The following is a 13,520-nucleotide window of genomic DNA, read 5'->3' on the forward strand; positions in this document are numbered from 1 at the left end:
GGCCGAGGGCGTGCTGCTCGGCGGTTCCGGCATCATCGACGTCGACTCGATCGCACGACTCGGCGGGGCGTACTCCGCCCGGGCCGCGACGAGCGGGGGCGGCACCACGAGCCAGCCGCTCGACCTCACCGCCGTGAACGCGCTCGGGGTGCGGCTCGGGAACAACGTCGACCTGCTCGGCTCGAACGGCATCCTGACGCTCGGCGTGGACGGGCAGTACGCGCGGAGCTCGGCGACCGGAGCGACCGCCTCGGCGGGGCTCCTGACCGACGACGGCGCGATCGGGGTGGGATCGGGGACCGGTACGAACGCGGCGACGCTGGACCTGCGTCCGCTGCTGTCCCGCGTCGGTGCCGACACCTCGGTGCTCTCGACCGGACGCCTGCAGGTCGGCGCGCTCGCGTCGACGATCACGGCGACGCGTGGGGCGAGCGTGACGACGTCGAGCGACTACCGGATCGCCAGCGCACGGCTCGACCTCACGAGCCCCGCGGTCGCCGGGCTGAGCACGTCGCTCCGGAGCGACCTCCGGTCGTTCTCGACCACGGTGAACACGACCGTCGGCGCGAACGGTGCGTTCTCCGGTGTCACGACCGGCTTGACGGCCGAACTCCAGCGCCTCCTGCGCACCACCGCGCTCGGCGCACTCGTGACCGTCGACGGCACCACGGTCAAGGCGTCGGTGAACCTCAACTTCGACGACACCCTCACGCAGGTGCTCGCCCAGCCCCTGACCGACGGCGCGGTGACGATCACCCCGTCGACCGGCGCGATCACCGTCGACCTCGACGAGCTCACGGCGCTCAACGGCCAGCCGGCGAACACACCGGTCCTGACGGACGCGGCGGTGGCGTCGATCAACCAGAGCATCGCCACGATCCTCGGGACCCAGCTGCCGACGGCGCTGCGGACGGCCGTGGTGAACACGATCAACTCGACCGCCGTCCGGATCGACGTCGCGGCGAACGTCCGCTCCGCGGTCGGGGCCCTCGACCGGATCACCATCCGGGTGGACTCGACCCTCGGGCAGCTCGCCGGCTCCGCCCCCGGCACGCCGACGACGACCGTGACGGGCGGCCCGCTCGGGCTGTCGCTCCTGGGCACGCTCCTCACCCCGGCGATCACCTCGCTCGTGGTCCCGGCGGCGCAGACGCTCGTCCGACCGCTCGTGACCGGCACCGCACTCGACGACCTCGGGACCGCACTGCGGGCCACGACGACCGCGGTCGCGCGGACGCTCGCACCGGTCGTGCTGCTCCTCCGCCAGGTCGTCGACCTCACGGTGAACGCGCAGGACACGAGCACCGGCTTCCGCGACGGCCGCGGCGACGACACCGGCGCCCGGAGCGTGCACGCCCTCCGGCTGTCCGTCCTGCCCGGCGCGGACGTGGCGACGGTCGACCTCGCGACCTCGACCGTCCGGGCCGCGGCCTTCGCGACGCCGACGATCACCGCGCCGACCGCGGGGCAGCAGTTCACCGTGCCCAGCGCGGCCTCGACGCGCAGCATCACGGTGAGCGGCGCGGGCGAACCCGGCGCGACGATCCGCGTCGACCTCGGCGGTGGCCGCACCGGTACCGCGACCGTCGCGGCGAACGGCACGTGGACGACGTCGGTCGCGAACGTGCCGACCGGCGAGTACACGGCCACCGCGACGCAGACCGTCGGGGGCACGGCCGCGGGCACGGTCACGCAGCGCTTCACCGTCGTGGCACAGCAGCCGCTCGTGGTCACGACGCCCACCGCCGGCCGGACGTTCACGATCGCGGGGACCTCGACCACGGTGACGCTCACCGGCACGGCGACGCCCGGCGCGCGCGTCGACGTCGACCTCGGTGGCGGTCGCACGGGGACGGCGACCGTCGCCGCCGACGGGTCCTGGAGCGTCCCGGTGGCGGACCTGCCGACCGGTAGCTGGACCGCCAGCGTGACCCAGACCGTCGGGGACTCGACGTCAGCACCCGTCACCCGGTCCTTCCGCGTCGTGCAGGCAGCCGACCTGACGGTCACGTCACCGAGCGCGGGGCAGGACCTCCCGCTCGTCGGCACCACCCGCCAGGTCGTCCTGTCCGGGACGGCGCAGCCCGGGGCCACGGTCGACGTCGACCTCGGCGACGGCCTCGCGGCGTCGACGACGGCTGCGGCGGACGGGTCGTGGTCGGCGACCGTACCGGACGTGCCGGCCGGCTCGTACGACGCAGCCGTGACCCAGACGATCGGCGGGTCGACGAGCGAGCCGGTGCGTCGCGCGTTCACCGTCACGGCCGCCGAGCGGTTGAGGATCACCGCACCCGCGGACGGCAGCACGATCCGTGTGGCCGACCCGACGTCGACCACACCCGTGACGGTCCGCGGCACCGCGGCCCCGGGAGCCCGGGTGTCGGTCTCGATCGGCGGAGCGTTCGCGGCGACGACGACCGCGGACGACGACGGGCGCTGGAGCGCCACCTTCGCGGGCGTTCCCGTGGGGGAGCGCACCGCTGCCGCGACCCAGACGGTCGCCGGCACGACGTCGGACCCCGTGACGAGCGACTTCGCCGTCGTGGCGGGCGAACCCCTCGTGCTGACCGCGCCCGGGGCCGGTGCCGTGCTGACGGTCCTCACCGTCGACGACACGACCGACGTCCGCGTCACCGGCACCGCGCAGCCCGGCGCCACCGTGGACGTCTCCGTCGGCTCGGGGCTCACGGCCAGCACGACCGCCGATGACGAGGGCGACTGGACCCTCACCGTGGCCGGGGTGCCGGTCGGGACCCGCACGCTCAGTGCCACGCAGACGATCGGCGACACCACCTCGCCGGTGGTCACGAGGACCCTCACGGTCCGGGCCGCCGCAGCACTGACCGTGACGACGCCGACGCAGGACAGCAGCACCACCGTCGCCACCGCCGACTCGACGATCGCCGTCAGGGTCTCCGGTACGGCCGAGCCCGACGCCGACGTGGACGTCCGGCTCGACGGCGGCGCGGCGGTGGCCACGACCGCGGGTGACGACGGCACCTGGTCGGTGACCCTGCCCGGCGTCGACGTCGACGTCCACACCGTGCGGGTCACGCAGACCGTCGGCGGCGCCACGTCCGGCCCCGTCGACCGCGACTTCGAGGTCGTGGCCGGCGCCCCGGTCGCCATCGACACACCGGTCGCCGGCTCGGAGATCGCGTCCGGCCCCGGTGGCTCGGCTCCGGTCGTCGCCACCGGCACCGCCGAACCCGGCGCCACCGTCACGGTCCGCTTCGACGACGGCGACCCGATCGAGGTCACCGCTGGCCCGGACGGCCGCTGGACCGCACCGGCGACGGGCAGCGTCCGGCTCGACACCGACGACCACACCGTCACCGCGGTCGTGACCGTGAACGGCACGCGGGGCGACACCGTCGTTCGTGCCTTCTCGGTCGTTCCCGGGACGGCCATCACGATCGAGACCCCGCCCGTCGGCACGCGCATCGTCGTCGTCGACGAGGACGCCCGGGCGACGGTCCCGATCACCGGTACGGCCGAACCCGGTGCCGCGGTGTCGGTCTCCGTCGACGGCGGAACGGCCTTCACGACGACGGCCGATCCGACCAGCGGCGCGTGGACCGTCACCGCGGCCGGCATCGCACCGACCGGCACGCACACCGTGAACGCGACGCAGACCGTCGGCAGCGTGAGCACGAGCGCGTTCCCGACCACGTTCCGGGTCGTCACGGCCGCGCCCGTCCGGATCACCGCACCGACGACCGACCCGATCCGCGTCGCGGGCGAGGACGTCACGCGCGACGTGCGCGTCACGGGCACGGCGCAGCCCGGCGCGACGGTCACCCTGTCGGTGCCCGAGCAGGACGACCGCACCACGACCGCCGCTGCCGACGGGTCCTGGTCGGTGACCCTGCGGGACCTCGGCGTCGGTGCGTACGACGTGTCGGTCACCCAGGAGGTCGCGGGCGCGACGTCCACGCCGGCGGAGCGGACGGTCACGCTCGAGGCCGCCGACCCCGTGACGATCACGTCGCCGGGAGCCGGGATCCTGTCCGTGCCGGACGCCGGGGACTCCCGTCCGGTGACGGTCGTCGGCACCGCCGACCCCGGTGCCCCGGTGCGGGTGACCCTCGCCGACGCGGAGCTGACCACCACCGCGGACGGCGACGGCGACTGGACCGTCGTCTTCACCGCCGTTCCGGAGGGCGACCACCCGCTCGTCGCGACCCAGACCGTGGGCGGCACCACCGCCTCCAGTCCGGAGCAGACCGTCCGGGTGCGCGCAGCCGTGCCGATCGCGATCACCGAGCCCGCGGTCGACACGACGGTCACCGTCGCGGACGCCACCGGGACCGTCGACCTGACCACGAGCGGGACGGCGCAGCCGGACACGGAGGTGACCGTCCGGCTCTCCACGGGGGCGTCGGCGACGGTGACGAGCACCGCTGACGGTGACTGGTCGCACACGTTCACGGACGTGCCGGTCGGGGACCACCGTGTCACGGCGACGCAGTCGGTGGGCGGGCAGCAGTCCGCGCCGGTGACCGTCGACGTGACGGTCGCCGCCGGTGCTCCCCTCGTCGTCCGGACCCCGGCCGAGGTCACGACCGTCACGGTCGCGGACGATGACGCGACGACCGACGTCGACTTCGCCGGCACCGGCGCGCCCGGTGCCGAGGTGACCGTGGACCTCGGTGGCGACCGCACCGCCACGGCCACCGTGCGGCAGGACGGCACGTGGGACACCACCGTCGAGGACGTCCCCGTGGGATCGTCCACGGCGTCGGTGACGCAGTCGATCGGCGGCACCACGAGCGCCGCCGTCGAACGGTCCGTCTCGGTCGTGGCCGCGGCAGCGCTCACGATCCGGCAGCCCTCGGACCCCGTCACGGTCGCCGGGCCGGACGCGACCACGACGGTCACCGTCGCGGGCGACGCCCAGCCGGGCGCCATCGTCGAACTCACCGTCGACGACCGCGACCCGGTGCGGGCGACGGCGGGCACGGACGGGTCGTGGAGCATCGACGTCCCGGACCTGGCCGTCGCGATGCACACGGTCAGCGTCACGCAGACGGTCGGCGGCTCCACCTCGACCACACCGGTCGAGCGCGACGTCGTCGTCGTGGCCGGTGACCCGGTGACGGTGACGGAGCCGACGGCGGGGCAGGACTACACCGTCGCCGGCCCGGACGCCACCACCACGGTCGACGTCGCCGGGACCGCCGAGCCCGGCGCCACCGTCGTGGTCGACCTCGGCGGCGGCCGCAGCGAGTCCACCGCGGCGGACGCCGACGGCGACTGGTCGGTCTCGGTGCCGGACGTGCCGGCGGGGGACCCGACCACGGTCCGGGTGACGCAGCGGATCGGCGACACCGTCTCCGAGCCGGTCGAGGTCCGGGTGCGCGTCACGGTCGCGGACCCGATCACGATCGCCACACCGGGCGACGGGACCGAGGTCCGGGTCGCGCAGCCGGACTCGCGGGTCGCTGTCACGGCGGCCGGTGCTGCCGAGGCGGACGCCGTCGTCCGCGTGACCATCGACGGCGGGGACCCGGTCACGACGACGGCGACGGGCGGCACCTGGAGCGTCGGCCTCGGGACGGTCGGCACCGGCGAGCACACCGTGCGCGCCACCCAGACGATCGGAGCGTCCACCTCGCCCGCGGTCACGAGCACGTTCACCGTCACCGCCGGTCGCGCGCTCACGCTGACCAGCCCGACAGCCGACGCCACGGTCACGGTGCCGAACGGCACGACGTCCACCGACGTCCCCGTGTCCGGCACGGGCGACCCCGGTGCGACCGTCCGGCTCGTCGCCGACGACGGCGCGCCCGTGGAGGTCCTCGTGGACGGCGACGGCCGCTGGTCCACGACCCTCCCGGGCGTGGAGCCGGGCGACCACACGATCGAGGTGCGGCAGGTCGTCGGCGGCACGGTGTCGACGCCGATCGACCGCGCGTACACCGTCGAGGTCGCACCGGCCGAGGCCATCGTCGTGACCGCCCCCGCCGAGGGCACGGTCCACCGCGTGCTCGGCGGGTCCACGACGGTCACCGTGGCCGGCACCGCGGCCCCGCGAGCGGCGGTGAGCGTCCGTGTCGACGGCGGCGACCCGGTCACCACGACCGCGGACGCGGACGGCGACTGGTCGGTCGACGTGCCGTCGGTCGGCACCGGCGACCACACGATCGCGGCGTCGCAGCGCGTCGGCTCGGAGTCGTCGTCCGCACCGGCGGTCGGCTTCACCGTCCAGGCCGCGAGCGGCGTCGACGTGCGGACGCCCGTCGACGGCCAGGTGTTCACGGTCCCGAGCGGGACCGCGGACGTGCCGGTCTCCGGCACCGCAGAACCCGGCGCGCGCGTCACCGTGGACATCGACGGGCGCACACGGACGACCCTCGCCGGCGGTGACGGGTCCTGGACCGTCACGGTGCCGGGGGTGCCCGCGGGCGACCACACCGTCGCGGTCACCGAGACCGTCGGTGGCGTCACCTCGCGGCCGGTCACGGTCGGCGTCACCGTGGTGGTCGCGCAGCCCACGGGCATCACGATCACCAGCCCGACGCCCGGTCAGCTCATCCCCGCGACGGGCACGGGCGACTCCGGTTCGTTCACCGTCCGCGGGACCGCGACGCCCCGCGCACTCGTCGTCGTCACCCTGTCCGACGGGCAGTCGCGCACGACGACCGCGGACGTCACGGGTGCCTGGAGCGTGACCTTCGACCGCGTGCCGGAGGGCGAGTGGACGATCCGCGCGACCGAGAGCGTGAACGGGGTCGCCACCGCGGCCGAGCCGGTCGCGGTCGTGGTCGCCGCCGTGGACCCGCTCGCGATCACGGCGCCGACGCCCGGGACGCACCAGCAGGCGAACGGGGCCGGGTACACCGACTGGCGGGTGACCGGGACGGCCGAGCCCGGTGCGACGGTCACCCTGTCGGTCGACGGTGGATCGCCGGTCACGGTCACCGCCGGGGCCGACGGGGCCTGGAGCGTCGTCCTGCGGCTCCTCGTCGGCACGCACACGATCAGCGTCGTGCAGACGGTCGCGGGTGCGACGTCGGCGGCGCAGACCGTGACGGTCGTGGTCGACGGGGCGCCTCCCGTGCCGAGTGACCCGGGTGACCCGGGTACACCAGGTACACCGGGCACGCCGGGCACGCCGGGTACGCCGGGTACGCCGGGAGCTCCGGGTGCTCCGGGTGCTCCGGGTGCTCCGGACATGCCCGGCACCCCGGGGGCTCCGGCGGCGCCCGGCAGCGGCAGCGGAGTCGGGTCGGGCGGCGGACTCGCCTTCACCGGGACCGACGTGGCACCCCTCGCGAGCGCGGCGGCAGGCCTGGTGGTGCTCGGGTTCCTGCTCCTCGGCCTGTCCCGACTCGCCCGCGGGGTGCGTCGCCGCAGGGGCTGACGCCGGTCGCGGCGCGACCAGGAGACGGACTGGAGGCACGGTGCACGCCCGCACCGTGCCTCCCGTCCGTCGATCGGTCGGGTCCTGTGGAGACGGCTGGTGGTGTCGGCGGTGCCGACTACCCTTGGTCGCGTGGTCACCGCCCTGTATCGCCGTTACCGGCCCGAGAACTTCGCCGAGCTGATCGGGCAGTCCCAGGTCACCGATCCGCTGCGCACCGCGCTGCGGACCAACCGGGTCAACCACGCCTACCTCTTCAGCGGCCCCCGCGGGTGCGGCAAGACGACCTCGGCGCGCATCCTCGCGCGTTGCCTCAACTGTGCCGAGGGGCCGACCGACACGCCGTGCGGCGTGTGCCCGAGCTGCGTCGAGCTCGCCCGCGGCGGCGGTGGCTCGCTCGACGTGATCGAGATCGACGCGGCGAGCCACAACGGCGTCGACGACGCGCGCGACCTCCGCGACCGTGCGGTGTTCGCCCCCGCCCGCGACCGCTACAAGATCTTCATCCTCGACGAGGCCCACATGGTCACGCCGCAGGGCTTCAACGCCCTGCTGAAGCTCGTCGAGGAGCCGCCGGAGCACGTCATGTTCATCTTCGCGACCACCGAGCCCGAGAAGGTCATCGGCACCATCCGGTCGCGGACCCACCACTACCCGTTCCGACTCGTGCCGCCCGCGGCGATGCTCGAGTACGTCGAGCAGCTCTGCCAACAGGAGTCCGTGTCGGTGGCCCCCGGCGTGCTGCCGCTCGTCGTCCGGGCCGGCGGGGGATCGGTCCGCGACACCCTGTCGCTGCTCGACCAGCTCATCGCGGGCAGCGAGGACGGTGCGATCGCGTACGAGCGCGCCGTCGCGCTGCTCGGCTACACCGACGCCGCGCTGCTCGACGACGTCGTGGACGCGCTCGCGGTGGCCGACCCGGCGTCCGCGTTCGCCGCGGTGGACCGCGTGGTGCAGACCGGGCAGGACCCGCGGCGCTTCGTCGAGGACCTGCTCGAGCGTCTCCGTGACCTCATCGTCGTCGCCGCCACGAACGAGAGCGCGGCCGCCGTGCTCCGCGGGGTCTCGCCGGAAGAGCTCGACACGATGACCCGGCAGGCCGGCGTGTTCGGCGCCACCGGGCTCTCCCGGGCGGCCGACATCGCGAACCGGGCGCTCACCGAGATGACCGGCGCGACCTCGCCCCGCCTGCACCTCGAGCTGATGACGGCGCGCATCCTCGTGCCCGAGAGCGACGACACCCAGCGCGGTGCCCTCGCCCGGGTCGAGCGGCTCGAACGACGCATCGGTGTCGGTGACGCCGGTGGGCACCAGGCCGAGCCGGTCCGGTCGGCTCCGACCGGGTCCGCTGTCGACGCGTCGCGTACCGCAGCAGCGGCTGCGTCGCGCCCCGCTGGACCCGCCGCTCCGAGCGCCGCCGCTCCGAGGGTCCCTGCTCAGGACGTCTCTGCCCAGGACGTCTCTGTCCAGGACGTCTCTGTCCAGGCCCCTGCCGCCCGGACCACGGCGCCCGCCGCCCGGGCCACCGCTCCGACCGCGAACGACGCCGGCTCGTCCGACCGTCCGGCCGACGCCGCTCCCGCCCCGGTCGCCCCCGGGGCAGCAGCCCGTGACGCCGCCGCGTCGTGGGCTGCTGCGGTGCCGAGTGCTCCGACCCCGGAGCCCGCGCCCACGGCGGAGTCCGAGCGACCCTCGGCCCCGGTGAGCTCCTCGTCGACCGGGCAGGGGACCGCCGTCGGCGACGAGCCCGCGATCCAGCCCGTCGGCGTCGTCGGGTTCCAGCAGATGCGCGATGCCTGGCCGCAGGTCGTCGAGCACGTGCAGCGCGCCAAGCGATCGGCGTGGTCCGTCGTCGTGACCGCCCAGGTCACGGCGCTGCGGGACGACGTCCTCACGCTGACGTTCCCGAGCCAGCAGGACGTCGCGTCGTTCAAGGAGATGTCCGACCCGTCGGCGAGCGTGAGCGAACTGCTCCGTGCCGCCATCGTCGACGTGCTCGGCATCCGCGTGAAGTTCGTCGCCCGAGGCCCGGCGGCGGCAGGCACCCAGCAGCGTCCTGCGCCCGAGCAGCAGCCGCAGCCGCAGCAGCAGCCGCAGCAGCGTTCGGCGCCCGAGCAGCAGGCGCAGCCGCAGCGGGCGCAGCCGCAGCGTCCGGCGCCCGAGCAGCAGGAGCGACGCCCCCAGCCGCAGCAGCGTCCGGTGGTCGAGCAACAGCAGGAGCCGCAGCGAGACCGCCGTCCTCAGCAGCAGGATCGGCAGCCCGAGCCGGCGCAGCAGCCGGCCGAGCCGAGTGCGCCCGTCACGGAGTGGGCGGTCGCCGCGATCCCCACCACGGACCCGACCGCAGGTGCCGTCCCCGAGTCGGTCCAACCGACCTGGGGCGCACCGTTCGGGCAGACCGACCCGAACGAGTCCGTGGCGCCGGCGGAACCGCAGCGTCCGGCCGACCCCGCGGCCGACGCGGCGCTCGCCGCGCAGCTCCGCCCCGCGTCGTCCTTCTCGGCGCCGGGTCGCGCCGCGTCCTCGTCTGCCGCGAGCGCCGAGCCAGCCGAGTCCGCCACGACCGACGAACCCGCCACGACCGGCGACTCCGCCACCGCTGCCGAGCCGGCCCCGGCCGCTGCGACCGCCACGAGCACCGCACCGTCGACCCCGGTCGCGGCGCCGTCGACGGAGGTCCCGGTGGACGACTACCCGCTCGACGACGAACCGTACGACGACGGCGCGCCCTTCCCCGACCCGGGGTACGGCCGACCGAACGCCGCACGGCCGCAACAGGAGCAGCAGGCGCGCCCGCAGCAGCAGGCAGGCCAGCAGCAGGTACGTCAGCAGCAGGCAGGCCCGCAGCAGGCAGGCTCGCAGCAGACAACCCGTACCGCTCCCACTACCACTCCTGCTCCGCAGATCCGTCGCACCGCCGTCGCCGGCCGCTACGGCGAGGCCGTCGTCCGCGAGATCCTCGGTGCGCAGTTCATCGAGGAGACCGCCCTCCACGAGGACGGTGCCTGATGTACGACGGCATCGTCCAGGACCTCATCGACGAGTTCGGCCGCCTCCCCGGCATCGGCCCGAAGTCGGCGCAGCGCATCGCGTTCCACATCCTCCAGACCGAGTCGTTCGACCCGACGCGCCTGTCCGAGCTCCTCGCCGAGGTCAAGGAGAAGGTCCGGTTCTGCGAGGTCTGCGGCAACGTCACGGAGAACGTGCGCTGCAGCATCTGCCGTGACCCGCGGCGCTCCCCGAGCGTCATCTGCGTCGTGGAGGAGGCGAAGGACGTCGCGGCGATCGAGCGGACGCGGGAGTTCCGCGGGCTGTACCACGTGCTCGGCGGTGCGATCAGCCCGATCGACGGCGTCGGACCGGACGACCTCCGGATCCAGCAGCTGATGACGCGACTGGCGGACGGCACCGTGGACGAGGTCATCATCGCCACCGACCCGAACCTCGAGGGCGAGGCGACCGCGACGTACCTCAGCCGCCTGCTCGTGCCGATGGGGATCCGGACCACCCGACTGGCGTCCGGCCTCCCCGTCGGCGGCGACCTCGAGTACGCGGACGAGGTCACGCTCGGTCGCGCCTTCGAGGGCCGGCGCCTCGTGGGCGGCTGACCCCTCCGGCCGACGCCGACGCAGGATCGTTGCGTCGGGGACCGTCCCGACGCAACATCCCCGGAACACCCTCTACGATTGTCGGAACCGCGCGCTCCGCGCGTCCGCCCCGTCCCCAGGAGTACCTACCCGTGGCCTTGATCGTGCAGAAGTTCGGTGGATCGTCCGTCGCGGACGCCGAGAGCATCAAGCGCGTGGCGAAGCGGATCGTCCAGACGAAGAAGGCCGGCAACGACGTCGTCGTGGCCGTGTCCGCGATGGGCGACACGACCGACGAGCTCGTCGACCTCGCGCACTCGGTGACGCCGATCCCGGCCGGCCGTGAGCTCGACATGCTCCTCACGGCGGGGGAGCGCATCTCGATGGCGCTCCTCGCGATGGCGATCAAGAGCCTCGGCGTCGAAGCGTCGTCGTACACGGGCAGCCAGGCCGGCATGCTGACCGACGCCCAGCACGGCAAGGCGCGCATCGTCGACGTCACCCCGAAGCGCGTGCGTGAGGCCCTCGACGCCGGACACGTCGCGATCGTCGCCGGTTTCCAGGGCTTCAACCGCACGACGGGCGAGATCACGACACTCGGTCGTGGTGGTTCCGACACGACCGCCGTCGCCCTCGCGGCCGCCCTCGACGCGGACGTCTGCGAGATCTACACCGACGTCGACGGCATCTTCACCGCCGACCCCCGCGTGGTCCCGCGCGCCCGGAAGGTCGACCGCATCACCAGTGAGGAGATGCTCGAGCTCGCGGCGTCCGGCGCGAAGGTCCTCTACATCCGTGCCGTCGAGTACGCCCGTCGGCACGGCGTCACCCTGCACGTCCGCTCGTCGTTCTCCAACGCCGAGGGCACCATCGTCTACAACCCTGCAGAGGGGGAAACCGTGGAAGAACCGATCATCACCGGCATCGCCGGAGACCTCTCCGAGGGCAAGATCACCGTCGTCGGCGTGCCCGACACCCCCGGCAAGGCCGCCGAGATCTTCACGATCGTGGCCCGCGCCGGAGCGAACATTGACATGATCGTGCAGAACGTGTCCGAGGCCGTCACCGGCCGCACGGACATCTCGTTCACCCTCCCGAAGGACCAGGGCCAGGGCGTCCTCACCGCGCTCGAGGTCGCGAAGGCGGACATCGGGTACGAGAGCATCCAGTACGACGACCAGATCGGCAAGCTGGCGCTCGTCGGCGCCGGCATGCGCACGAACGCCGGCGTCTCCGCGCAGCTGTTCCGGGCCCTGCACGAGGCCTCGATCAACATCGAGATGATCTCGACGTCGGAGATCCGGATCTCGGTCGTCACCCGGGCCGACACCCTCAACGACGCCGTGCGTGTCGTGCACGAGGCGTTCGGCCTCGACGGCGAGACCGAGGCCGTCGTCTACGCCGGCACCGGCCGCTGAGCCGGCAGATCGACCAGGAGCACTACATGAGCAACCCCACCGTCGCCGTCGTCGGCGCCACCGGTCAGGTCGGCGCGGTCATGCGTCGCCTGCTCGAGGAACGCGCGTTCCCCGCCGACCGCGTCCGCTTCTTCGCGAGCGCCCGCTCGGCCGGCACCACGCTCCCGTTCCGAGGCGAGCACATCGTCGTCGAGGACTCGGAGACCGCGGACCCGTCGGGCATCGACATCGCGCTGTTCTCGGCGGGCGCCACGGCATCTCGCGCCCTCGCGCCGAAGTTCGCCGCGGCCGGTGCCGTCGTGGTGGACAACTCCAGTGCCTGGCGCATGGACCCGGACGTCCCGCTCGTCGTCAGCGAGGTCAACCCGCACGCGATCGACGACGCCCCGAAGGGCATCATCGCGAACCCGAACTGCACGACGATGGCGATCATGCCCGTGCTGAAGGTCCTCGATGCCGAAGCAGGGCTCCGTCGCCTCGTCGCGACGACCTACCAGGCCGTCTCGGGCTCCGGGCTCGCCGGGGTCGAGGAGCTGCTCGGTCAGGCGCGCGCGGCGCTCGAGCAGGACACCGCCCAGCTCACCCACGACGGCACCGCGGTGACGTTCCCCGAGCCGGTCAAGTACGTGCGCCCGATCGCGTTCGACGTGGTGCCCCTCGCCGGGAGCATCGTCGAGGACGGCCTCGGCGAGACCGACGAGGAGAAGAAGCTCCGCAACGAGAGCCGCAAGATCCTCGAGCTGCCCGACCTCCTCGTCGCCGGTACGTGCGTCCGCGTCCCGGTGTTCACCGGCCACTCCATCTCGGTGAACGCGGAGTTCGACCGGCCGCTGTCACCCGAGCGCGCGACGGAGATCCTCGCGAGCGCGCCGGGCGTGGAGCTGTCGGACGTGCCGACGCCGCTGCAGGCGGCGGGGCAGGACCCGTCGTTCGTCGGCCGCATCCGCGCCGACCAGTCCGCGCCGGAGGGGCACGGCCTGGCACTGTTCGTCAGCAACGACAACCTCCGGAAGGGCGCCGCGCTCAACGCGGTGCAGATCGCCGAGGCGATCGTCGCGCGTCGCGCGGTCACCGCGTAGCGACCGCCGCTCCGGACGCCACCACGGGCCGGACGCCACCGCGAGTCGGACGGGAGGCGCGGTGCGGGTC

At 74.0% G+C, this 13,520-nt stretch carries 5 protein-coding genes; all 5 read left to right on the forward strand.

Going from position 1 to position 13,520, the window contains the following annotated elements:
* The first annotated feature begins 10 nt into the window (after positions 1-10).
* The 5 genes from ACSW7Y_RS11545 (at position 11) to ACSW7Y_RS11565 (ending at position 13,450) form a co-directional block, all read left to right on the forward strand.
* Positions 11-7,366, forward strand: a complete 7,356-nt coding sequence (locus tag ACSW7Y_RS11545; RefSeq protein ID WP_438126426.1) for a choice-of-anchor G family protein — start codon at positions 11-13, stop codon at positions 7,364-7,366.
* A gap of 132 nt (positions 7,367-7,498) precedes the next feature.
* Positions 7,499-10,375, forward strand: a complete 2,877-nt coding sequence (locus tag ACSW7Y_RS11550) for a DNA polymerase III subunit gamma and tau (RefSeq protein WP_438126427.1) — start codon at positions 7,499-7,501, stop codon at positions 10,373-10,375.
* Positions 10,375-10,974 (forward strand): recombination mediator RecR, encoded by a 600-nt coding sequence (gene recR, locus ACSW7Y_RS11555; protein WP_438126428.1) that lies wholly within the window; start codon positions 10,375-10,377, stop codon positions 10,972-10,974. Before ACSW7Y_RS11550 ends, recR begins: the two co-directional genes overlap by 1 nt.
* 131 nt (positions 10,975-11,105) lie before the next feature.
* Positions 11,106-12,371, forward strand: coding sequence for an aspartate kinase (locus ACSW7Y_RS11560; RefSeq protein WP_412881260.1), 1,266 nt, complete (start codon positions 11,106-11,108; stop codon positions 12,369-12,371).
* 26 nt (positions 12,372-12,397) lie between these two features.
* Positions 12,398-13,450, forward strand: a complete 1,053-nt coding sequence (locus tag ACSW7Y_RS11565) for an aspartate-semialdehyde dehydrogenase (protein WP_438126429.1) — start codon at positions 12,398-12,400, stop codon at positions 13,448-13,450.
* Positions 13,451-13,520 lie beyond the last annotated feature (70 nt).

It is taken from the genome of Curtobacterium flaccumfaciens (assembly GCF_051548005.1).
GTDB lineage: Bacteria > Actinomycetota > Actinomycetes > Actinomycetales > Microbacteriaceae > Curtobacterium.